At 60.3% G+C, this 22340-nt stretch carries 24 protein-coding genes; 12 read left to right on the forward strand and 12 right to left on the reverse strand.

Annotated features, from left to right (window positions below; all coding sequences use genetic code 11):
* Positions 1 to 23: 23 nt before the first annotated feature.
* From SOP97_RS02040 to lhpI, 3 genes are all read right to left on the reverse strand, one after another.
* Positions 24 to 1172: an MFS transporter gene (locus SOP97_RS02040; protein WP_322948058.1), complete on the reverse strand. Its 1149-nt coding sequence runs from the start codon at positions 1170 to 1172 to the stop codon at positions 24 to 26.
* Positions 1157 to 1354: a hypothetical protein gene (locus SOP97_RS02045; RefSeq protein WP_322948060.1), complete on the reverse strand. Its 198-nt coding sequence runs from the start codon at positions 1352 to 1354 to the stop codon at positions 1157 to 1159. Before SOP97_RS02045 ends, SOP97_RS02040 begins: the two co-directional genes overlap by 16 nt.
* A 298-nt stretch (positions 1355 to 1652) precedes the next feature.
* Entirely contained in the window at positions 1653 to 2540 is an 888-nt protein-coding gene (gene lhpI / locus SOP97_RS02050; protein ID WP_322948062.1) for a bifunctional Delta(1)-pyrroline-2-carboxylate/Delta(1)-piperideine-2-carboxylate reductase, read from the reverse strand.
* Between the two features lie 196 nt (positions 2541 to 2736).
* Between lhpI and SOP97_RS02055 the strand changes: the two genes are divergently transcribed.
* Complete coding sequence (locus SOP97_RS02055) at positions 2737 to 3354, forward strand: helix-turn-helix domain-containing protein (RefSeq protein WP_274088378.1); 618 nt, start codon at positions 2737 to 2739, stop codon at positions 3352 to 3354.
* Between the two features lie 226 nt (positions 3355 to 3580).
* Here SOP97_RS02055 and SOP97_RS02060 read toward each other — a convergent pair whose 3' ends face one another.
* From SOP97_RS02060 to SOP97_RS02070, 3 genes are read right to left on the reverse strand one after another with little or no spacing between them, the layout of a single operon-like run.
* Positions 3581 to 4993, reverse strand: coding sequence for an efflux transporter outer membrane subunit (locus SOP97_RS02060; RefSeq protein WP_322948065.1), 1413 nt, complete (start codon positions 4991 to 4993; stop codon positions 3581 to 3583).
* Positions 4990 to 8130 carry an efflux RND transporter permease subunit gene (locus SOP97_RS02065; RefSeq protein WP_322948067.1) on the reverse strand — a complete coding sequence of 1047 codons (3141 nt, stop codon included), beginning with the start codon at positions 8128 to 8130 and terminating at the stop codon, positions 4990 to 4992. The genes SOP97_RS02060 and SOP97_RS02065 overlap by 4 nt, the downstream gene beginning before the upstream one ends.
* A gap of 14 nt (positions 8131 to 8144) precedes the next feature.
* On the reverse strand, positions 8145 to 9293 hold the full coding sequence (locus SOP97_RS02070) for an efflux RND transporter periplasmic adaptor subunit (protein WP_322948069.1): 1149 nt from the start codon (positions 9291 to 9293) through the stop codon (positions 8145 to 8147).
* Between the two features lie 239 nt (positions 9294 to 9532).
* Here SOP97_RS02070 and SOP97_RS02075 point away from each other — a divergent pair, with 239 nt between their 5' ends.
* Positions 9533 to 10315, forward strand: coding sequence for an IclR family transcriptional regulator (locus SOP97_RS02075; protein ID WP_322948071.1), 783 nt, complete (start codon positions 9533 to 9535; stop codon positions 10313 to 10315).
* 467 nt (positions 10316 to 10782) lie between these two features.
* On the opposite strand, the gene SOP97_RS02080 is transcribed toward SOP97_RS02075, so the two are convergent.
* Genes SOP97_RS02080 through SOP97_RS02095 form a run of 4 tightly spaced genes read right to left on the reverse strand, consistent with a single transcriptional unit; the run spans position 10783 to position 13312 of the window.
* Entirely contained in the window at positions 10783 to 11307 is a 525-nt protein-coding gene (locus SOP97_RS02080) for a cytochrome b (RefSeq protein ID WP_322948073.1), read from the reverse strand.
* A 27-nt stretch (positions 11308 to 11334) separates the two neighbouring features.
* The gene (locus SOP97_RS02085; protein ID WP_322948076.1) at positions 11335 to 11625 is read right to left on the reverse strand and encodes a DUF2218 domain-containing protein; all 291 of its coding nucleotides are present in this window, start codon (positions 11623 to 11625) and stop codon (positions 11335 to 11337) included.
* A 58-nt stretch (positions 11626 to 11683) separates the two neighbouring features.
* Positions 11684 to 12478, reverse strand: a complete 795-nt coding sequence (locus tag SOP97_RS02090; protein WP_322948078.1) for an SDR family NAD(P)-dependent oxidoreductase — start codon at positions 12476 to 12478, stop codon at positions 11684 to 11686.
* Positions 12479 to 12496: 18 nt separating this feature from the next.
* The gene (locus SOP97_RS02095; RefSeq protein WP_322948079.1) at positions 12497 to 13312 is read right to left on the reverse strand and encodes a DODA-type extradiol aromatic ring-opening family dioxygenase; all 816 of its coding nucleotides are present in this window, start codon (positions 13310 to 13312) and stop codon (positions 12497 to 12499) included.
* 109 nt (positions 13313 to 13421) lie between these two features.
* Here SOP97_RS02095 and SOP97_RS02100 point away from each other — a divergent pair, with 109 nt between their 5' ends.
* Both SOP97_RS02100 and SOP97_RS02105 read left to right on the forward strand, forming a co-directional pair.
* Positions 13422 to 14348: a LysR family transcriptional regulator gene (locus tag SOP97_RS02100; RefSeq protein WP_322948080.1), complete on the forward strand. Its 927-nt coding sequence runs from the start codon at positions 13422 to 13424 to the stop codon at positions 14346 to 14348.
* Between the two features lie 188 nt (positions 14349 to 14536).
* Positions 14537 to 15034 carry a hypothetical protein gene (locus SOP97_RS02105; RefSeq protein ID WP_322948081.1) on the forward strand — a complete coding sequence of 166 codons (498 nt, stop codon included), beginning with the start codon at positions 14537 to 14539 and terminating at the stop codon, positions 15032 to 15034.
* Positions 15035 to 15115: 81 nt separating this feature from the next.
* Here SOP97_RS02105 and SOP97_RS02110 read toward each other — a convergent pair whose 3' ends face one another.
* On the reverse strand, positions 15116 to 15517 hold the full coding sequence (locus tag SOP97_RS02110; protein WP_322948082.1) for a hypothetical protein: 402 nt from the start codon (positions 15515 to 15517) through the stop codon (positions 15116 to 15118).
* A gap of 109 nt (positions 15518 to 15626) precedes the next feature.
* Here SOP97_RS02110 and SOP97_RS02115 point away from each other — a divergent pair, with 109 nt between their 5' ends.
* The 6 genes from SOP97_RS02115 to SOP97_RS02140 all read left to right on the forward strand — a co-directional run bounded on the left by SOP97_RS02115 (position 15627) and on the right by SOP97_RS02140 (position 20261).
* Positions 15627 to 16043, forward strand: a complete 417-nt coding sequence (locus SOP97_RS02115) for a hypothetical protein (protein ID WP_322948083.1) — start codon at positions 15627 to 15629, stop codon at positions 16041 to 16043.
* Positions 16044 to 16164: 121 nt separating this feature from the next.
* Positions 16165 to 16500, forward strand: coding sequence for a hypothetical protein (locus SOP97_RS02120; protein WP_322948084.1), 336 nt, complete (start codon positions 16165 to 16167; stop codon positions 16498 to 16500).
* Positions 16493 to 17896 carry a TolC family protein gene (locus SOP97_RS02125; protein ID WP_322948085.1) on the forward strand — a complete coding sequence of 468 codons (1404 nt, stop codon included), beginning with the start codon at positions 16493 to 16495 and terminating at the stop codon, positions 17894 to 17896. The genes SOP97_RS02120 and SOP97_RS02125 overlap by 8 nt, the downstream gene beginning before the upstream one ends.
* Positions 17897 to 17912: 16 nt before the next feature.
* A complete protein-coding gene (locus SOP97_RS02130) occupies positions 17913 to 19325 on the forward strand; it encodes a multicopper oxidase family protein (protein ID WP_322948086.1) in 1413 nt (470 codons plus the stop codon).
* An 84-nt stretch (positions 19326 to 19409) separates the two neighbouring features.
* On the forward strand, positions 19410 to 19910 hold the full coding sequence (locus SOP97_RS02135; protein ID WP_274088362.1) for a cupredoxin domain-containing protein: 501 nt from the start codon (positions 19410 to 19412) through the stop codon (positions 19908 to 19910).
* Positions 19911 to 19937: 27 nt separating this feature from the next.
* Positions 19938 to 20261: a copper-binding protein gene (locus SOP97_RS02140; RefSeq protein WP_322948087.1), complete on the forward strand. Its 324-nt coding sequence runs from the start codon at positions 19938 to 19940 to the stop codon at positions 20259 to 20261.
* 37 nt (positions 20262 to 20298) lie between these two features.
* On the opposite strand, the gene SOP97_RS02145 is transcribed toward SOP97_RS02140, so the two are convergent.
* Positions 20299 to 20670: a glutaredoxin family protein gene (locus tag SOP97_RS02145; protein ID WP_322948088.1), complete on the reverse strand. Its 372-nt coding sequence runs from the start codon at positions 20668 to 20670 to the stop codon at positions 20299 to 20301.
* Positions 20671 to 20826: 156 nt separating this feature from the next.
* Here SOP97_RS02145 and SOP97_RS02150 point away from each other — a divergent pair, with 156 nt between their 5' ends.
* On the forward strand, positions 20827 to 21063 hold the full coding sequence (locus SOP97_RS02150; protein ID WP_322948089.1) for a DUF3820 family protein: 237 nt from the start codon (positions 20827 to 20829) through the stop codon (positions 21061 to 21063).
* 591 nt (positions 21064 to 21654) lie between these two features.
* Positions 21655 to 22340: IS21 family transposase (gene istA / locus SOP97_RS02155; protein ID WP_322948091.1), on the forward strand; the 686-nt coding region annotated here is incomplete at its 3' end.

Consider the following 22340-nt stretch of genomic DNA (forward strand, 5'->3'; position numbering starts at 1 on the left):
CTAAGGGCCCCGATGCGTTTAACTTATGACAGCTTCATGGCGCTGTTGGCCGACGCTGCGACATCGTCCTCTTTATATGATGATTTGACTGCCAGCACGGCGATCAGTGAGATCGCTACCGTGCCCAGCAGGTAGATCGCCACGGGCTGCCAGCTTCCGTTGTAACGGCTGAGCAGCCAGGTCGCGATCAGCGGCGCGGTACCACCGGCCAATGCTGCACCCAATTGATAACCCAGGGTGATGCCGGTGTAGCGCACGCGAGTCGAGAAGATTTCTGAACTCATTGTGCCCAACACGGCAGTGACCGGTGCCCAGAGGATACCGACGGCGACTACGGTCGCCAGAGTCAGAGCCCAGGTGGCCCTGGTATCGAGCAACATAAAGTACGGCACGACCCACATCGCCATGAGCAGGATGCCGCTGATGTACACGGTTTTGCGACCGACCTTGTCGGACAGCCAGCCCATGATCGGGATCATGACCGAGGCAACCGCGGCGCCGATCATCACGGCAGTCAGTACACTGCCCTTGGCGTAGTCCAGGGTGGTGACGGCATAACTGACTACGAAGGTCGAGAAAATATAGAACGGTGCGGTTTCAGCCACCTTAAGGCCCATGGCAATCAGCACCTCGCGCCAATGATCGCGCAAGGTTTCGACCAGCGGCATCTTGGCGACGTTTCCTGTCTCCTTGGCCTTTTTGAAGTCGGGCGTTTCATCCAGGCCGTGGCGAATCCACAGGCCAAGGAACACCAGGCCAGCACTGAGCAGGAACGGCACACGCCAGCCCCAGGACAGGAAGTCCTCCTCGGGCAGCATTGTCATCAGGCCCACGGCCATAGTCGCCAGCAGCATGCCCAAGGTGACCCCCACCTGCGGCACGCTACCGAACAGGCCTTTGCGCTTTTGCGGCGCGTATTCGTAGGCCAGCAGCAATGCACCTCCCCACTCGCCCCCAATACCTAGCCCCTGAATCACGCGCAAGCTGATCAGCAAGATCGGCGCCCATACCCCGATGTGATCATAGGTTGGCAAGCAACCGATCAGCACCGTGGCGCCGCCCATCAGTGACAAGGTGATGACCAGGGTTTTTTTGCGGCCGATGCGGTCGCCGATATGAGCAAACAACACGCCGCCGATTGGCCGTACGAAGAAGGTCAGGGAAAACGACAAATAGGACAGCAGCAGGCCAACAACTGGGTCGAAATTGGGAAAAACAGCTTGTTGAAGACCAAGGCAGCGGCGGTGCCGTAGAGAAAGTAGTCGAACCATTCGATCGAGCTGCCAGTCAGGCTGGCGACCAAGGCGCGGCGACGTCCCTTGGACGCGTTTGGAGTTGTGTTGGATTGCGTCATTTGAGTTCCCGTTTTTTAGTTTTATGTCGGTGAGCACTGTTAAAACAGCGCAAAAGAGCACCAGGTAGCCCCTGGCATTGCCGCTGATGCGCTTTTTAAGCGAATTTCAAGGGTTCATTGGCCTACGCGTAGGCCAATGAATGATGGCCTTAGGGCGATTTCAAAGACCGCATATGGGGCTAAATCCGCCGCCGAGAGCTGAGTCGCATCATTGCAAGCAGCTGGCACCAAGCGCGGCAGCGCTATTGGTCGATTTGGCATGTGAACTCCTGCCCTATCAGCCCGTGTTTAATCACTCTTATGCTGGGTTTGCCTGGAATGCGTCGTAGGCCAGTGAGGCGGCCGCTAGATCTTCCAATGCGGTACCCACAGCCTTAAAGACGGTGATTTCGTCGCGAGAGGTGCGCCCAGGATGTTGGCCGCGGCAGAGTTGCTCCAACGTCGCAGCAACCCGTTGTTCATTGAATGCACCACTTTCAATCGGCGCGAGAATGTCCCCGGCTTTGAGCAAGGCCTCGGTGGTATCAAGGAAAACCGTGCCTTTGCGCATGCATTCGTCATCGCTCTCGCGCATGGCCGGCGTGAAACCGCCGATCAAATCCAGGTGCACTCCCGGCTTCAGCCATTTGCCTTGGATCAGCGGCGCTGTCGACAACGTCGCGCAGGTGATGATGTCAGCTTCCTGCGCGGCGTCTTCTAGGCTGTTCACCGCGTGTGCATCTATGCCTTGCTCGCGCAGGTTGCCGACCAGCGTATCGGCGGACTCGCTGAGTCGATTCCAGACCAAAACACGTTCGATCGGCCGTACGCTGCGATACGCTTCGGGCAGCAGGCTGCCGACCCTGCCAGCGCCGACGACCAACAGCGTGCTTGAATCCGGGCGGCTCAACCATTTGGCCGCGAGTGCCGACGCCGCAGCAGTGCGTCGGGAGGTGATCACATCACCATCCAAAATCGCCAAGGGCGCGCCAGTTGCAGCGTCGTAAAGAATAAACACCGAATGCAGCCCAGGCAGGCCACGGGCGCTGTTGTTCGGGAAGATGGAGACCGTTTTAACGCCAAGGCGCTTTCCCGGCTGCCAGGCAGGCATCAGCAGAAGTATTCCACTGTCACTGGCGGTATTGCCGGATATGGCATGGTTATGTCGTAACGGAACCTCGCAGCCTTCCTTGAAAAAAGTCTTCAAGTGTTTGAATCAGAATGTCGAAAGGCAGCTGAGCAGCTGTTTGGGTGTTGGTCAGGACGCGCATGCTATGCTCCACACAGGACCAGGATATTTTACTTATCCTGCTTATTTTTTCGTATGGGAAATTTTATATCGCAAAAGCAACATGCCCGTCCACTGCTTTGGCTCGACGGTTGCTGCGCGCTAATTACCTGCCATGACCTTAGAAAATCGCGAACCCGCTCCGGCGCTGCCTGCCCCAGAGCTCTCCAGCAGCGTGCTGGCAGCCAAACTTCGATTGCTCCGGCGCAATGCTGAGCTGACTCTTCAGCAGTTAAGCCGGCGCTGCGGGATCTCTGCGTCAGCGCTGTCGAAGATCGAAAATGGTCAGCTGTCACCGACTTACGAAAAGATTGCCGCACTGGCGCTGGGCCTGAATGTCGAGGTCGGGGAGCTTTTCAGTCCGACCGTCAAGGCCGCGCCTCTGGGCCGCCGAAGCGTCACCCGTCGACATCAAGGCGTAGCTCACCGTACCGATCAATACACCTATGAAATGTTGCACACGGACCTTGCGGATAAGCGCTTCATTCCATTGGTCACTACAGTGCGGGCGCATGACCGCGCTGAATTCACAAAACTGCTGAGTCATGACGGCGAAGAACTACTTTTTGTGCTGACCGGTGAAGTGATTCTGCACACAGAGGGGTACGAGCCTCTGCATATGAGCCCCGGGGACTCTTGTTATTTCGACAGTAGGATGGGGCACGCCTGCGTTTCTGGCACGGAAGAGGACGCAACCGTCTTGTGGGTCAGCTCCCATGCGAATATGCGTTAATGAGCCAGGGGCTTTGTGCTCGTTTCGCCGCGTTGTCGACGGCAGCGTCTTCAAGACCGAAGGACGCTCAATCTGACTTACGTGCACTGGCTTTATCTGCCTAATCAAGCCATCAATTACTGATCAAGTGACACGGCCTGTGTCTATCTCATTGCCGCCGCGCTGATGAACTAACAGGACCCCAACCTGGAGAAATTCACAATCGCCAGGATGGGGCCGTGTCCAATCAGTCGGCAGTGGCGACTGTATCGCTCGGGCTCCAACCACCGCCCAGGGCTTTGTACAGTTGGATTTCCCGGTTCAGCTGAAGCAAGTGGTCGCTGAGCAGTTGGCGCTGGGAGGCGAAGAGTTCGCGCTGGGCATCGAGCACGGTGAAATAGGTGTCCACGCCTTCGTCGTAACGCTGGCGTGCCAGTTGATAGTAAGCCTGGTTGTTGTCGACCAGATCACTCTGTGCCTGCACCTGTTCGCCGAAGGTGCCGCGCGCCGCCAAGCCGTCTGCGACCTCGCGGAAGGCGACCTGGATGCTCTTCTCATACTGGGCGACGTTGATGTCCTTGAGCACCTCGGCGTAGTCCAGGTTGGCTTTGAGCCGCCCGGCGGTGAAGAGCGGGATGTTGATCCGTGGCGCAAAGCTCCACAGGCCGGAGCCACCTTCGAACAGGCCGTCCAACTCACTGCTGGCCGTCCCGGCGGCGCCCGTCAGGCTGATGCTGGGGAAGAACGCTGCCCGCGCCGCACCAATATTGGCGTTGGCGGCCAGCAGGCGGTGTTCCGCCGCGCGGATATCCGGCCGGCGCAACAGCAGGTCAGCCGGCAGGCCGGCGGAGAATTCGGCAAGCAACGCCATGTCGGGCTTGCCGCTCTCGGGCAAGTCCGTTGGGATGTCGCTGCCGAGCAGGAGGCGCAGGGCGTTGCCATCTTCGGCGATAAGCCGGGTGAACAGCGCCTTCTGGGTCCGCGCCTGATCAACCAGGGTGCGTGCCTGGCGTACGTCGAGTTCCGAGGCAGTGCCCACTTCGGCACTGGATGTGATCAGCCCCAGGCTCTTCCGGTAGCTTTCCAGGGTGGCCTCGGTCAGCTCCAGCTGGGTCTGGTTGCTGCGCCAGCTGAAGTAGGCCGTGGCCACATCGCCGACCAGGGCGATATGCACACTGCGCTGCGCCTCTGCGGTGGCCAGGTATTCCTCCAATGCGGCACGGCTGAGGCTGCGGATGCGGCCGAAGACGTCCAGCTCGTAGGCGACGCCAAGCGACGCCTGGTACTGGCTCTGGATTCCCGACTCGCCGGTCGGTGACAGGTCCGCCGGCAGGCGCTGGCGCTGACCGCCGACACCGGCGTCGATAGTTGGCAACAGCTCGGAGCGTTGGATACGGTGCAGCGCTCGATAGGCTTCGACGTTAAGCGCCGCCTGGCGCAGGTCGCGGTTGTTGTCCAACGCCAGGCCGATCAACTGGCGCAACGCCGGGTCGCGGAAGAACGCCTGCCAGCTCAGTTCGGCGGCACTGCTGCCGCTCCCCTGAGCTTCGCCCTGCGGCCAGGCGGCCGCAATGGGCGCCTCGGGGCGCTCATAGTCAGGAATCAGGCTGCAGCCGCCCAGCACCAGGGCAACTGCGAGAGTCAGCGGCTTGAGTCTCATACGGATTCTCCTTCGGTAACCGCCGGCGCTTTCTTGAAGCCCTCGAACAGTTTGACCACCACCACGTAGAACAGCGGTACGAAGAACACCGCGAGCACCGTGGCGGTGATCATCCCGCCGACCACGCCGGTGGCTACCGAGTGCTGGCTGCCGGCACCGGCGCCGGTGGCGAGTGCCATCGGCAGCACGCCGAAGGTGAAGGCCAGCGACGTCATGATGATCGGCCGCAAACGCAGCTTGGCGGCTTCGATGGCGGCTTGGGCCAGCGGCATGCCTTGCTTCTCGTAAAGCTCCTTGGCGAACTCGATGATCAGGATGGCGTTCTTCGCCGCCAGACCGACGGTGGTCATCAGGCCGATCTGGAAGTACACGTCAGCGTTCAGATCGCGTCCCAGGGTGGCGATCACCGCACCGAGGATGCCCAGTGGCACCACCAACATCACCGATACCGGCACCGACCAGCTCTCATAGAGGGCGGCCAGGCAGAGGAACACGATCAGTATGGTCAAGGCGTAAAGCATGGGAGCCTGGTCGCCGGTCTGGATTTCCTCGTACGACAGGCCGGTATAACTCAAGCCGATGCCCGGTGGCAGCTGCTGCATGATCTCGGCAATGGCGATCATCGCATCGCCAGTGCTGTAGCCGGGCATCGGCTCGCCGAGGATCTCCACCGAGGAAATGCCGCCGTAGCGTTCCAGCTTGGGCGAACCGAACACCCATTCGCCGCTGGCGAAGGCCGAGAACGGCACCATCTCACCAAGGGCATTGCGCACGTACCACTTGTCGAAGTCTTCCGGCGAGATGCGCGAAGTGTCCTCACCCTGGATGTAGACGCGCTTAACCCGGCCCGCGTCGATGAAGTCGTTGACGTACATCGAGCCCCAGGCCGCGGTCATGGTTTCGTTGATCGCCGCGATGCTGACCTGCAGCGCCTGCGCTTTCTCATCGTTAATGTTGACCTGGAACTGTGGCTCGTCGTCCTTGCCGTTGGGCCGCACCGCGCGCAGCTTCGGATGCTCGTTGGCCAGCTGCAGGAACTGATTACGTGCTTCCATGAGCGCCTCGTGGCCGAGGCTCGCACTGTCCTGTAGGTAAAGGTCGAAGCCCATGGCGTTGCCCATTTCCAGGATCGCCGGTGGCACGAAGGCCATCACCGTGGCGTCCTTGATTTGCGCAAAGCGCTTGTTGGCACGCTCAGCCATGCTGAATACGTCCTGGCCCTCAGCGCCACGCTCGCTCCAGTCTTTGAGCATGACCAGGCCCAGCCCCGAGTTCTGACCGCGACCGGCGAAGTTGAAGCCGTTGACGGTCAATGCTGAGTTCACCAATTCGGCTTCTTCTTTCAGCAGGTAGTCCTTAACCTCCGTCAGAACCGCTTCGGTGCGTTCGGCCGACGCGTTCACCGGCATGCGCACCTCGACCATCATCAAGCCTTGGTCTTCATTGGGCAAAAAGGCCTTGGGAATTTGGCTGAACAGGTAGCCCGTACCAGCGGTGATCAGCGCGAAGGCCAGCAGGTAGCGTCCGCGGTGCTTGAGCATGCCGCCAACGCCGCGCTCGAAGCGCGCTGTACCGCGGTCGAAGGTACGGTTGAACCAACCGAAGAAGCCTTTTTTCTCGTGATGGGCATCGCCTTTGGGCGACCTGAGGATGGTGGCACACAGCGCTGGGGTGAAAATCAGCGCAACCAGCACCGATAGGCCCATGCAGACGACGATGGTGACGGCGAACTGCTTATAGATGATGCCCGCCGAACCGCCGAAGAACGCCATGGGCACGAACACCGCCGACAGCACCATGCCAATGCCGATCAGCGCGCCGGATATCTGCCCCATGGATTTGCGTGTGGCTTCCATTGGCGACAGACCTTCTTCGTGCATCAGGCGCTCGACGTTTTCCACCACCACAATGGCGTCGTCCACCAGCAGGCCGATGGCCAGCACCATGGCGTACATGGTCAGCACGTTGATGCTGATGCCGAAGTAGGGCAGCAAGGCGAAGGCGCCGAGCAGCACAACGGGCACCGCCAGGGTCGGAATCAGCGTCGCGCGGAAGTTCTGCAGAAACAGGAACATCACCAGGAACACCAGAACAACGGCCTCCACGATGGTGGCCACCACGGAACTGATCGAGGCTTCTACCACCGGCGTGGTGTCGTAGGGATAGAGCACCTCGACGCCTTCCGGCAGATAGGCTTTCTGCTGCTCCATCACGGCTTTCACCGCGTCTACGGTTTCCAACAGGTTACCGCCGCTGGCCAAGCGCAAGGCCAGACCGGCTGAGGGGATGCCGTTGTAATTGCTGGAAATGGAGAAGTTGTCGGCGCCCAGCTCGACGCGGGCCACGTCCTTGACGCGAACCTGCGCGCCATCGGCCTTGACCTTAATGAGCACTTCCTCGAACTCCGCCGCCGTGGTCATGCGGGTCTTGCCCAGTACGGTGGCGTTGAGTTGCACGCCGCGACGGGTCGGCAGGCCGCCGAGCTGGCCAGACGACACCTGTACGTTCTGCTCACGAATAGCCGCAGCCACATCGCCTGGGGTCAGCTGATAGCTATTGAGTTTGGCCGGGTCGAGCCAGATGCGCATGGCATTCGGTGAGCCGAACACTTGGAAGTCGCCCACGCCATTGATGCGCGAAATCGGATCCTGCAGCTGCGCAGAAATCAGGTTGCCAAGGTCGAAGTTGTCCAGCTTGCCGGTGTTGTCCAGCAGGCCGATGATCAGAAAGAAGTTCTTCTGGTACTTCACCACCCGTAGGCCTTGGCGCTGCACTTCCTCCGGCAGCCTGGGCGTCGCCAGCTGCAGTTTGTTCTGCACCTGGACCTGGGCGATATCCGGATTCGTGCCCTGCTCGAAGGTCACAATGATGCTCATGCTACCGTCGGAACTGCTTTCGGCGGACATGTAGAGGAAGCCGTCGAGGCCGCTGAGCTGCTGCTCTATGACCTGCACCACGGTGTCTTGCACCGTCTGCGCCGAGGCGCCGGGGTAGTTGGCCGAGATGGCGACTGCCGGGGCGGCGATATTCGGGTACTGGCTAATGGGCATGTTTACCAGCGACAACGCACCCGCGAGCATGGCGACGATGGCCAGCACCCAGGCGAAGATCGGCCGGTCAATAAAAAAACGGGACATGAACCTCTAGCTCCTCAGTTGGCCGCGGCAGTGGATTTCGGGCCGAACTCGGCAACCAGTTCGACGTTCGTTGCCTCTACCGGCTTGACCGTGATGCCGTTGCGAGCGCGCTGGGTGCCTTCGGTGATCACGCGTTCGCCGTCGGCTACGCCCTTGCCAATCAACCAGGCGTTGCCAACCGTGCGCAGGGTTTCGACTTCACGGCGCTCGACGCTGTTGTCCGGCTTGACCACCCAGACACTGGGTACGCCACGGGTATCGCGGCTCACCGCCTGCTGTGGCACCAGAATCGCGTCCTGCTGGGTACCTTCCTGGAGCAGCGCATGCACAAACATGCCGGGCAGCAGCTTGCGATCCGGGTTGGGGAACTCGGCGCGCAGGGTCACCGAACCCGTGGTGGGGGCAACACTGACCTCGGAGAACTTCAGGGTTCCCGACAATGGGTAAGCGCTGCCGTCGTCCAGCGTCAGGCTGACCTGCGCCTGATCTTCGCCGGAACGCTGCAAACGCCCGGACTCCAGCGCACGGCGCAACTCCAGCAGCTTGGTGACCGGCTGGTTGACGTCGACGTAGATCGGATCGAGTTGGGTGACTGTGGACAGTTCCTGGGCCTGGCTGTTGGTTACCAGTGCGCCCTCGGTGACCGCAGAACGACCGATGCGCCCGGAAATCGGCGCCAGCACCTTGGTGTACTGCACGTCGATGCGCGCCACCTGAGCCACTGCCTGAGCCTGCTTCCAGGCTGCCAGGGCGTCGTCGTACTGCTGGCGGCTGACCGCGTTGGTCTTGAGCAGGCGCTCGTAACGCCTGGCCAGGTTCTGGGCAGTCACCAAGTTGGCCTCTGCTCTAGACAACACGGCCTCATAGGTGCGCGGGTCGATCTGGTAAAGCTGCTGGCCCTTCTTGACCTCGGAGCCTTCGGTGAACAGGCGCTGCTGCACGATACCGGCGACTTGCGGGCGAACCTCGGCGATACGGTAGGCCGAGGTCCGGCCCGGCAGATCAGTCGTCAGGGTCAGCGGCTTTGCCTGCAGGGTATACACGCCAACCTCAGGCGCTGGCGGGGCACTGGCCACAGGTTCCCCTTCCGAGCAGCCGGCCAACAGCAGCAGGGCCGTCAGGGGAAGTATCTGCCGCGCACGCAGTGCTTTTGAGTGTTTCACCTGTTTATCTCCTTGGAACGCACAAAGGTCATGTATCGCAATATGGTTTAGTGTATCACTATGCGGTTAATCCCAATCAAGATAAAACTGGCTGGGGGTGAGCAAGTACGCCCTTACCGTCCGGTTATAGGTGTGGCCGTCGGGCTGCAGGCCAGCGTTGTAGCTGGCATCTACGGCAGGTCCGCTGGACAATGGCGGCGGCACGCATGGCGCGTAGGCACAGAATAAGAGAGGACCCAATGACGCAAACTGACCAAGCCAGCGAAGGCGGCAAGCACGTCGGCATTCAAGTGATTGCCCGAGCGGCTGCCGTGATGCGAGCCCTGGGCAACCACCCGCAAGGGTTGAGCCTCGCCGCCATCGCTCAGGTCGTCGACCTGCCGCGCTCGACGGTGCAGCGCATCATCAATGCCCTGGAAGAGGAGTTGCTCGTCGAAGCGTTGGGTCCTGGCGGCGGCTTTCGTCTCGGCCCTGCGCTCGGGCAACTGATCAATCAGGCGCAGACGGACATCATTTCGCTGGTCAGGCCCCACCTGATCGCGCTCTCGGAACAGCTCCAGGAATCGACTTGCCTGTCTTCGTTGGCCGGCGATAAAACCTATGTGCTGGATCGCATCGTTGCTGAGCGCGAATTGCGCGTGGTCTTCCCCATCGGCATCAACGCGCCAGCGACCGCCACCGCCAGTGGCAAGCTATTGCTGGCCGAGTTAAGCGAAGAGGCGGTGCGCGCCTTACTGCCTGATCCCTTGCCCGTGTTCACCCCCCTGACCCTGACGCGCGAGGCGCTGTTTGAGCAACTGGTGGAGATCAAGGCATGCGGGTTCGCGGTTGACCGGGGCGAGTACATCGAGGGGCTGTGTTCCTTTGCCGTGTTGCTGGATACCTACCTGGGCCGCTACACCATTGCCATAGTCGCCCCATCGACACGCATGGTGTCGCGCAGCGAACAATTCCAACAGGCGCTGCTGGCGTGCAAACACAATATCGAGCGGGCGATCGGGCGCACCCCGGCAAAGTCGTAAGGGCAAACCGAATACGGCCAGAAAGACTGCGGTTGAAGCAGCAAAAATCGAAAGAGAGTGCGCGAGGTTGTGGGGGGGACGTGTTTCTCGTGATGCTCTTTATAAGACCACGCTTGCGCAGGTCACGCCGCCATCGATGGCGAGCAGATACCCAACGGCTGGCAGATTAAAACCGACTGACGGCAGACGTCGCGATAGCGTTGCTGCTGTTTTATCAAAAGCTGGCGATGGTCTTGGGGCATCAAACGCCCGGTTAGCCGCATGAGTTCGATGTTGCGTTGAGCTTGTCGCTCCTTGCGGTGAGAATCTCGGAACCCATAGCAAGGGTTTATTTGGGCGGTTACACGCACTGGGTTTACTTCAGCGACTTTTGATGGTGAGCGCCTAGGGTTACCCCAGCGCTCACCATCACTCAATTATTCACGTGTTGAACCGCTATCTGCGCCGCAAAAAGCGTGTTGACTGGCTTAGCCGGCCATGCGTTTGAGCGTGTCATCCTTCTTGACGAAGTGGTGAAACAGCGCCGCACCTATATGACCCACCACCAGTGCCAGCAGCAGCCAAGCCAGTGGCGAGTGCAGGTTGCCGAGGCTGATCAGCCAGTCGGTTTTCAAGCCGGTTTTGGCGAGCAGTTGTACGCCAAAGACCTTTAGGCCGTAACCGTTGCCGAGCATCACACACAGGCCGGTGAGGGGCATCAGCAGCATGCTGGCATAGAGCAGGCCATGCCCGGCTTTGACCAGCGGCGCAGTTGGGCCGACAGGCTGCGGACGTTGTTGCCGCTGGCTCAGCGCCCAGAGCAAGCGCACTCCGATCAGTATCAGCAGCAGGCTGCCGATGGAAACATGCCAGGGCACCAGGGTCTGGCCGATCCAATGTTCACCATCGTTAATGCGGTCGCCCAATTTGAGCAGTTGCCAGCCGATCAACAGGGCCATGGCCCAATGCAGAAGCCGAGAAATACCGCCATAACGCTGGGCTGAATCATTCATGTTGCTCTCCTTGTACTACGGGTAAGGTCACGGCGCCTGCCGGTCCCAGGTAAATTCGGGTAACGGCGCGGCCGCCATGCGTTGTAAATGCTCACCTACGATTGTTTGCAGGCGCAAAAGTTGCTCGCTGTCAGCGGCCTGCACGCGCACATGCAAGCCGCCTTGCTGGGCTTCAAGCACGCAGGGGCCCAGGCCAAGCTGAATTTCACCGCGCTGCTCGTCAAAGCTGACCGGGAACTTGTGGCTCCAGTGCTTACACAGCCGCGTGATCAGTCGTTGTGGATTGTCTGTGGTGATCTGTGCAGTTGAGCTCAACATGCTAAAACTCCTCTAGGTTCGCCCTCGTCGGCGGCTGCACGACGAGGGCGAGGGGATGTCAGGCAATGCTTTCGACGATACCGCCTTCGACCCGCAAGGCTGAACCCGTCGTTGCGCTGGCCTGGGGCGAGGCGGCATAGACGCAGAGGTTGGCGACTTCCTCGGGGCTGGCAAAGCGGCGGATCAGGCTCGATGGGCGATTCTCGACGAGGAACAGCGCTTCCATTTCTGTCGCCGACACGCCGCGCTCGCGCGCCATGTTTTCGATAAAAGCGATAGCGCCCTCGGTACGGGTTGGCCCCGGCAGGATAGTGTTGACGGTCACGCCGCTGCCGGCCAATACCTTGGCCAGGCCACGCGAAAGGCCCTGCAGGGCGGCCTTGCTGACGCCGTAGTGGAGCATTTCGCTGGGAATGTTTAGCGCCGACTCGCTGGAGATGAACTGAATCCGCCCCCAGCCGCGCGCTTGCATGCCCAGGGCGTAATGGCGAGCCAAACGCACGCCGCTCAGCACGTTGATCTGGAAGATCTCCTCCCAGTCCGCGTCGCTGATGTCGAAGAACGCCTTGGCGCCGTAAACCCCCAAGTTATTGACCAGGATGTCGGCCTGCGGCTCGGTACTGATCAGCGCCTGGCAGCCCTCTGCGGTGCCCAGGTCGGCGACCACGCCGCGCGCTTGAGCGCCGGCCTGGGTGGGGCGTAGCTGGTTCAGTGCGGCATCGACGTGGTCCTGTTGGCGGCCACAGATGACGACGCTCGCGCCAGCTTCGGCCAGCCCCTTGGCAATGGCCAGGCCGATCCCCCCTGTGGAGCCGGTGACAATCGCGGTTTTACCGGAAAGGTTGATGATCATGGGTAACTCCTGTTGAAACTAGCCAAAACGGAAGGCCGACAGTGCGGTTTCCATCACGTGGTCGGTGAAGATGCAGTGGCCGGCGTCGTCACCGGCCGCGCCTGCCGCCAGCATCAGCGGCAAAAGATGCTCCTCGGCACGCGGCGGATGGCACAACCGCGCTGAGGGCGCTTGTGCCCAGTCGACCAGGGCTTGCTCGCGTTGCAACGGCGGGGACTCAACCGCTTGGACCAGCCAGCGGTCGAAGGTCTCGGAAATCGGTCCGAAACGTGGGTCGCCATAACCGCGCATGTTGTGGAAGCTCATGCCGCTGCCGACGATCAGCACACCTTCGTCACGCAATGACGCCAGCGCGCGTCCGGCGTGCAGATGCACTTGCGGGTCTAAATTATGGCGCAGCGACAGTTGCACCACGGGAATGTCGGCGCCCGGGAACATCAATTTGAGCGGGATGAACATGCCGTGATCGAAGCCTCGCGTGGGGTGCTGTTGCGCGGGCAGGTGCGCCTGGCCGAGCAGCTCACTGATACGCGCCGCTAAGTGGGGCGCACCGGGGGCCGGGTAGGTCAGCTCGTAGGTGTGCTCAGGGAAGCCGTTGTAGTCGTAAATCAGTGCCGGTTGTGCGCCGCTGGTCACGCTGAATGTCGGCTCCAGCCAGTGAGCCGAGACCATCACGATGGCCGTCGGGCGCGCGGGCAGGGTAGCGGCCAGGTTTTTCAGAAAGTCGGCCATGCGGTTCCATGCGGTGGGCGGGCTCCAGTCCATAAAGAAGCAAGGCCCCGCACCATGGGGCACGAACAGCGTTGGCATCCGGGTGTTGTTGTGAGTGGTCATGGTCACTTACCGCACGGTTAATTCAGGTGCAGAGAGTATCGCTTGAATCATTTACATTGATAATCCATCAAATAATGCGTTTACTTCCTGCTAATAAGAGGAAATAGACATGCTCGACCGTGTCACTGGTATGCGCATCTTCGTTCGGACAGTCAGCGCCGGCAGCTTTTCTGCTGCGGGCCGGCAGATGGGGATATCGCCGGCGATGGCCACCAAACATGTGGATGCGCTAGAAGATCACCTGGGAGTCAAACTGCTGCACCGGACCACGCGTCGCCTGAGCCTGACCGAGGCCGGCGGTGATTATCTGGAGGCTTGCCTGCGCATTTTGCCCGAGATCGACGAAGCCGAAGCCAGCGTCGCCTCGCAACGGGTCGAGGCACGCGGCTTGCTGCGCATGAGTCTACCGCTGTCGTTCGGGAGTCGTTTTATCGCGCCGTTGCTGCCGGCCTTCAACCGGCGGCATCCGGCGCTGAATATCGAGTTGGGGCTGACCGACAGCCGGGTCGACCTGGTTGATGGCGGCTGGGACCTGGCTGTGCGTATCGGCCGATTGGCCGACAGCCCATTGCGGGCACGCAAGTTGGGTGATTGCGCGATGTTGGTTTGTGCCGCGCCGAGTTATCTCGACGACCATGGCGTACCTCGGCGAGTGGCCGAGTTGGCCCAACATAATTGCCTGGGCTACACCCTGTCGTCCTGGGCCGGGGGCAAAGAATGGGCGTTTGGCCACGATGGCAGTGTGCGCGTGGCGATCAGGGGGGATCTTGCTGCCAATAATGGCGACGTGCTGCTGGCCGCTGCGGTGGCAGGCCAAGGGGTGATTTATCAGCCGGACTTTATTGTGGCCGACGCGCTACAGCACGACCAACTGATTGCCCTGCCGCTCGATCATCCGCCTTATGCCCCAGGAGGAATTTATGCTGTGTATCCGCAGGACCGTCGCCCGCCCGCCAAGGTACGGCTGATGATCGATTATCTTGCCGAGGCATTCGCTCAGGCCCCCGGATTGCCGCGTGCGTTAGCCGCTGATTGATAAACGCCCCCGCGCCGCATCGATTGGCTGGCTCTGTAACTGTGCTGGGCTTTGGGGCGGCTACGCAGGTTCAACGCGGAAAATAAATCCATGCGTTTTGCCCGTCGCCCGCGCCAAGATTGAATACACTGTGCGCCCGATTATCCCGGGCCATCACGATGGCTGCACCGTACAAGGACCTCGTCTCCATGGCTTCCCCAGATAAACAGCAAAAACGCGCCAGGCGGGCTAAAGCCAAGGCTAAACTGAACCGTTCGGGCCAATCCAAAGCCCATGTGGTGCATCCGCTGCTGGCCAATCCGTTGATCAACGAGCCGTTCGATGATGTCGAAATTGACCTGAGCACCTTCGACTTCAAAGACATCGAAGAGAACGGCTTCGACCCGGCGCACTTCGACGATCTGTTCCAAACGATGAAAGCTGCCGAAGGCATCAGCCTGCTGGCGATGTGCTTGGTGTTCCTGCAATACCCGGTGTTGGAGCTGGTGGTCGCTGAGGAAACGGAAGACGCCGCCACCGACTTTATGATGGGCCTGCTGATCACCTATCGCGGGATCTTCCATGATGAAGACGAAGACACGGCAGTCGAGTGGATCGGCGGCGACACCTTCCAGCATGCCTACAACGAAGCATCGATGATCCTGCAGCAGAAGAATGCGCGCGGCACCCCAGGCGCTCGCGCATAAAAAATAAGACCGACAGCGGCGCTGAACCGTCGGTTACACACAGCTGCATGAGCCGCCGCAGCCTTGCTCTTGCACAGGCGGTTAAATGTCGCGAAACAGGTCGTGGGCGTTGAGCAGGCTGTAGGCAATTTCCGGGCGTTTTTCCAGGCCGCGGCGGATGGCGGTGGGAATGGCCAGGCGGGTTTTGCGGCACAGGCCTGGCAGCTCGGCGATATGGATGCCGATACCGCGCATGCTGCGCACTTCGTTAAAGCCCGGTGCAACTGTCAGGTGGATGCCGAGTTGTTCGTGCAGCCGCCGTTGCATCTTTTCCAGGTCGCTCAGGCTTTCAAGGTTTTCCAGCCGCTCAAGCAGGCGCTTTTCTTCTGCGCGGGTGAGCAGCAGGATGCGCAAGTCGTTGCCTAATGTATCCAACAGCTGCTCGCGGCCGCAGTCGCAGACGCCGGGCGGGCAGGGTTGGCGCAGCGGAGGGGTGCTGGTCATGGCCCGATCATAGCCAGCTGGGTGGGCGTTTGCCCATCTCAGGCATAGACAAATAATGCATTGGGTGGATAATCCGCCACACCACCTGTGCTGAAGACCACCTCGCACCATGTCCAAAACCCTGCGTACTGCCCTGATCTGGATGCTAATGCTCGCCCTCCCGGCGCAGAGCATGGCCGCCATCAGCATGCAGTTATGTGCGGTTTCGCAGCAGAGCGACGTAGCCGGCCAGGTTGCGCCACAAATGGCCGCGCATCACCCGGGCGCGATGCAGATGACTCAGGCTACTGAGGCCTCTGCCACCCGCGCGCATCACACCAGCGAGCAGTCCAGCAATACTGCCCCCGTCAGCGATAACAGCCTGTGCAGCCTCTGCGCTTTTTGTGTCGGTGCGGTGGCGTTGAGCGCCGTTGTCGTCACCAGTCCGCCGCAACATGCCGCTGAGCCGTCCTTGGCTCGTCTGCAGCAGTTTGTCGGCTTTATCGCCGAAACCCCCGATAGACCCCCACGCCTGTTTCTCGCCTAAGCCAAACCGCGCGTTGATCTGCCCGCTGTAGCGATTGCTGTGGCTCGCACGATGCGTATTGAGCTATTCGCCGGTGTTCGCCTGTTCTGCGCAGGCGCACCGTTGCACGCGAGAGTATTTGATGATGCGTTTTCCCTTAATTCGCCGGCCGGTGTTTACCTGCCTGGCGTTGCTGATGCTGCCACTGCGCAGCTGGGCCGAGCTGCCCAACCCGCTTAATGGCGAGGCCGTCACGCCGGCCTTGCACTATCAATCACCGCTCAAGGCCTATCAGGGTTTTAGTGAGCAACCGCTGAGTGACTGGCCCGAGGCTAATGAGCGGGTTGCTCGCATCGGCGGCTGGCGTACCTATGCGCAGGAACCTTGGACTCAACCTGCGGATAACGCGGCCATGCCATCTGCTGAGCCAGCGGCGACTAACCCGCATAGCCAGCATGGAGGAATGTCCCATGAGTGATTTTTCACGGGTTGTGCGGGCTGGGCTGTGCGCCGTTGTTGTGCTGCTCGGTGGTTGCGCCAGCTTTACCCCGGATGGTGGCTTCACGGCAGTCGAGCAGGCAGGCCAGCAACTGGACAAACAGGTGACGTGGGTGAAAACCCCCGAGCAACGCAGCCAGGTCGACGAACGGGTGAGTGAGTTACTCGCGCAGCCGCTTAGCGTGGAGGCGGCGGTGCAGGTTGCCCTGTTGAATAACCGTGGCCTGCAGGCGAGCTTTGATGCGCTGGGGATCAGCGAGGCGGAGCGGGTGCAGGCAGGGCGTATCCCTAACCCGGGCTTCTCCTTCGGTCGCCTGGAAAAAGGCAGTGAGGTGGAGTACGAGCGCGGGCTGCATATCAACCTGGCACGCTTGATCGCCATGCCGTTGACCTCGGGTATGGAAGCCAAACGCTTCGAGCAGATGCAGCGCCAGACTAGCCTGGCGCTGTTCGAGCTAGCCACGCAAACGCGCAAGGCCTGGTATCGCGCGGTGGCTGCGCAGGAAAGCCTGGGCTTTATGCAGCAGGTGGTGGACTCCGCGGAGGCGGGTGCCGAGCTGGCGCGGCGCTTGGCGGCAGTGGGCAATTACAGCCTGCTGCAGCAGGCGCAGGAGCAAAGTTTCTATGCCGATGCCGGGCTTAACCTGATCCGCGCCGAGCAGGCGCGGGTGCAGACGCGCGAGCAGTTAACCCGCTTGCTCGGGTTGTGGGGCGAGCAGCTCGACTTCCGCTTACCTGAGCGCCTGCCGCAATTGCCGGCAACGGCCGAGCCATTGCCCGATGTTGAGCGCCTGGCCATGAGTCAGCGCTTGGATATTCAGGCCGTGCGCCTGGATGCTGAGCGTCTGGCCAGCAACTTGGGGCTGAGCAAGACCACGCGCTTTATCAATGTGCTGGAGCTGGGCCTGGTGAATAACCGCTCCAATCAGGAGCCGACTCAGCGTGGCTATGAGATCAGCGTCGAGTTGCCGCTATTCGACTGGAGTGGGGCCAAGGTGGCCAAGGCCGAGGCGCAGTACCGGCAAATGCTCAACCGTGCTGCCGAGACGGCAATCAATGCGCGCTCGCAAGTGCGCGAGGCTTATTTGGGTTACCAGGCCAGCCATGACATTGCCCGGCATTACCGCGACGAGGTGCTCCCGCTGCGTGCGCGCATCGCCGAGGAAAACGTCCTGCAGTACAACGGCATGTTTATCAGCACCTTTGAGCTACTGGCCGATGCGCGCAAGCAGATCCTCGCGGTCGATGGCTACCTGCAGGCGCAGCGCGACTTCTGGATCGCCAACGCCGATTTGCAGATGGCCATGCAGGGTGCGCCGAGCTTGCCCTCCACTGTGGCGACCACTGCTGTTGCCGACGAGCCCGCTGGGCACTGATCAAGGAATTATTCCCATGGTTTCACGACGTGATTTTTTCCTCGGTGCCAGCGCTATCACGGCCGCTGTCGCCACTTCTGCGGTTAGCCGGGTGTCACTGGCGGGCATTCCCGAGGCGGTGTCGCAAAGCAGCGCCGACACCATGCCGCCGCTGCAGCCGCAAAACGGTCGGCCTTACAACCCGGTGGTCACCCTCAATGGCTGGACGCTGCCTTGGCGCATGAACAACGGCGTCAAGGAGTTCCACCTGGTCGCCGAGCCGGTGGTGCGCGAGTTGGCACCTGGCTACAAGGCCCATCTGTGGGGCTACAACGGCCAATCGCCGGGGCCGACTATTGAAGTGGTGGAGGGCGACCGGGTGCGCATCTTCGTCACCAACAAATTGCCTGAGCACACCAGTATCCACTGGCATGGCCAGCGCCTGCCCAATGGCATGGACGGCGTATCGGGTTTGACCCAGCCGGCGATTCCGGTGGGGAAAACCTTCGTTTACGAGTTCGAAGCACGCCGCCCCGGCACCTTTATGTACCACCCGCATGCCGACGAAATGACCCAGATGGCCATGGGCATGATGGGCTTTTGGGTCACCCACCCAAAGAGCCATCATCCGCTGATCAGCGAAGTGGATCGGGATTTCTGCTTTTTGCTCAATGCCTATGACATCGAGCCGGGCGCTTACACGCCAAAAATCATGACCATGCTCGACTTCAACCTGTGGACCTTTAACAGCCGCATTTTTCCCGGCATTGATCCGCTGGTGGTGCGGCAGAACGACAAGGTGCGCCTGCGGGTCGGCAACCTGACCATGACCAATCACCCCATCCATTTGCATGGTCACGAGTTTGAGGTGACTGGCACCGATGGTGGGCCGACACCTGTGGGCGCGCGTTGGCCTGAGGTCACCACCGACATCGCGGTGGGGCAAATGCGCCAAGTCGAGTTTCTCGCCGATGAGGAGGGCGACTGGGCATTTCATTGCCACAAGAGCCACCACACCATGAACGCCATGGGCCATGACGTGCCGACGCTGATCGGTGTGGACCACCGTGAAATGACGCGCAAGATCGCCAAAATAATCCCTGACTACATGGTGATGGGTGAGCGCGGCATGGCCGATATGGCGGAAATGCAGATGCCGCTGCCGGCCAACACCGCGCCGATGATGACCGGTGACGGCCCCTTCGGCTCGGTAGAAATGGGCGGCATGTTCACCATGCTCAAAGTGCGCAAAGACCAACCGGCCGGTGATTACCGCGATCCGGGCTGGTTCAAGCATCCAGCTGGCAGCGTGGCGTATGAATGGACCGGTGAGGTGGCCAAGCCGGCGCGCTCAACCGCGGCAGGTGGGCAGTCGATGCCGCTTAAACAGCCGCTCGCTGAGCCGGTTGAAGTACAGGTGCGTAAGCCCGGCAGCCATGCCGAACATTGAGACGCAAAAGTTTGTGGGCGGGGCCGGGCGGTGTACTGCTTTAGCCGCGCCCAGTCGAATTCGTACTTAAGAGGAAGTGGATTAATGCAGCAGATAAAACCTTTGTCCTTGGCGCTGGCTCTGATTGGCTTACTGGCCAGTGGCGCGGTGCTGGCTCACAGCGACCAGCATGCTATGCAGCACAGCATGATGGTGGTTAAGGAGCAAAAGCCCTGGGGCATTGCCGGTGATCGTGAGCAGGTCACGCGCACCATCAAGATTGGCATGAGCGATCAGATGCGCTTTAGCCCTGATCAGTTGCAGATCAAACAAGGCGAAACCATCCGCTTTGTGCACCGCAACGAGGGCCAGTTAATGCACGAGTTTGTGCTCGGCACTCAGGCCGATCTGGATGCGCACGCCGCGATGATGGCCAAATTTCCCGGTATGCAGCACGACGAGCCTTACATGGCCCACGTTGGGCCGGGCCAGGGCGGGGAAATCATCTGGACCTTTAATCGTGCCGGTGAGTTTGATTTCGCCTGCCTGATCGCCGGCCATTACCAGGCTGGCATGGTCGGCAAGATTCGCGTGTTGGCCGAATAAACCTTTAACCAAGCAAGAGGATTAACGATGAAAAATCTACTCAGTGTTATCGCCCTAACCAGCCTGTTGGCCGGCCCTGTCATGGCCAGCGAGCAAGCTGACGCGCCCGCCACTAGCAGTGCGGCGGCCACCAGCCAAGGTGAAGTACGCAAAATTGATACGGCCAACCAGAAGGTGACGCTGCGCCACGGCCCACTGGCCAACCTGGGCATGCCGCCGATGACCATGGTGTTTAAGGTGCAGGACGCCGCTCAGCTTGAGGGGCTCAAGGTCGGCGACAAGGTGAGTTTTGTTGCGCAGCAGCAGGGCAGCCAGTTCGTTGCAAGCGAGTTACAGGCTGTGCAGCCTTAATGGATTAATCGGGGCCGTTGCGGCCCCGATTACCTGATCAGACAGCGGCGAAGCGCTCGTTAAGGTAGGCGATGATTGCCTTGGACTCGTACAGCCAGGTGCTCTGGCCGTTCTCTTCGATGCGCAGACACGGCACTTTGATCTTGCCGCCTTGCTGTTCCAAGTCGCTGCGCGCTTGGGCGTCGTTCTTCGCGTCGCGCAGGGCAACCGGTACATTGAGTTTGTGCAAGGTGCGGCGGGTTTTTACGCAGAACGGGCAGGCGTGGAATTGATACAACGCCAGATTGGCGGCGCTTTTTTCAACCGCCGTTTGCGCCTCAGGGGTTCGTTTGAGTTTGGCTGGGCGGCTGATCCAGTCGAGGAAGATGATCAACTGGCCGAGGCCGATGCGCAGTGCCTTGATAATCATGCTGAAGCAAACCTTGGGTCGATAAACACGGGCGCGCAGCTTACCCGAGTTTGCGCCACTGGCGTAGGCGCTGGCCTGGGTCTAAGCCGAACGGCATAATTTACGGCCTGATGCGCACCCAACCAGAGTGCGTACATGCCACCTCGCGAGTGCCTGATGAAGCCCGAAGATCTGCTGTTGCTGGTAACCCGTGAAATGCCCTTCGGCAAATACAAAGGTCGCTTACTTGCCGACCTTCCCGGCAATTACCTTAACTGGTTCGCTCGCGAAGGTTTCCCCCAAGGTGAAATCGGCCGATTGTTGGCGCTGATGCAGGAAATTGATCACAACGGCTTGTCAGGGCTGCTGGATCCATTGCGCACTAAGCCGCGTGTACCGTTTAACGGTCACTAAACCTAGAAAAAAATTGCTCGCTTCCATAGCCTTAACTTATTGATGTCAATAGATTTTATCAATAGTATTGGCGCCTGCTCCAATATACCCATGCAGTTTATGTGCTTTTTAGGTGATTTTGTATACAATTGTTTCGGGCTTGTCTGCCCGTTTGAGTGCTGGGCGCAGCAGCCGGCGTTCAGCTTCTACCCTCTGCGCTCATGGTCCTGAGGCTTGCGCTAGACCAAGGCTGCAGGTGACACGCCGCAGGCTTATCGGGCCCTTGCTTCACCGCCTAGGTCTAGAGCTCTTAGGGCGATTGCCTGCTGTTTTGCGGGCTTTCACTGGACCGCCAGCCTTTGCTGCGATCCGTTGCTTTTCCCCTATCAAGCTGTTTAGCCCGCAGCAGCTTTTCAGTGACTCGATCTCGACATGGACTTCCTTGATCCCACTAAGTGCCTAGCACACGGATTGCGCCGTTGCTGGTGCGGGTGTGTTGTTGCCGCTGACCGAAAACTGACCCAGTAGAGGCTGTTCTGCCGACTGAAAACTGACCCAGGTGTTCAACTGCTTCTGCTCAATTTTTGAGCAGGAGAACACAGGGTGATCAGTATGGAAATGATGGGCAAAATTCGCCGGATGTATTTCCGCGACAAGCTGTCGCTGCATGAGATAGCCAAGCGCACCGGGTTGGCGCGCAACACGATTCGCAAGTGGGTCAGAGCACCTGAGGCCAAGCCGCCGGTCTACCAACGCCGCGCGATCTTCAACAAACTCAGCCTTTTTCACGCCACGCTGGAGCAGGCGCTAAAAGCCGATTCGCTGCGGCCCAAGCAACAGCGGCGCAGTGCCAAGGCGCTGTTGGCGCAAATCAAAGCCGAAGGTTATGACGGTGGCTACAGCCAGCTCACCGCGTTTATCCGTGCCTGGCGAGGGGGACAGGGCAAGGCGTCGCAGGCCTTTGTGCCGCTGACCTTTGCTCTTGGCGAGGCGTTTCAGTTTGACTGGAGCGAGGAAGGCTTGCTGGTCGGCGGCATTTACCGGCGTATGCAGGTGGCACATCTGAAGCTGTGTGCCAGCCGTGCGTTCTGGCTTGTGGCGTATCCGAGCCAGGGCCATGAGATGTTATTTGACGCCCATACACGCTCGTTCGGCTCCTTGGGCGGCGTGCCGCGCCGGGGCATCTACGACAACATGAAGACCGCCGTCGACAAGGTCAATAAGGGCAAAGGCCGGGCGGTGAATGCGCGCTTTGCGGTGATGTGCGCGCATTACCTGTTCGATCCGGACTTCTGCAA

The sequence above is a fragment of the Pseudomonas spirodelae genome (assembly GCF_034653255.1).
Taxonomy (GTDB): domain Bacteria; phylum Pseudomonadota; class Gammaproteobacteria; order Pseudomonadales; family Pseudomonadaceae; genus Aquipseudomonas; species Aquipseudomonas spirodelae.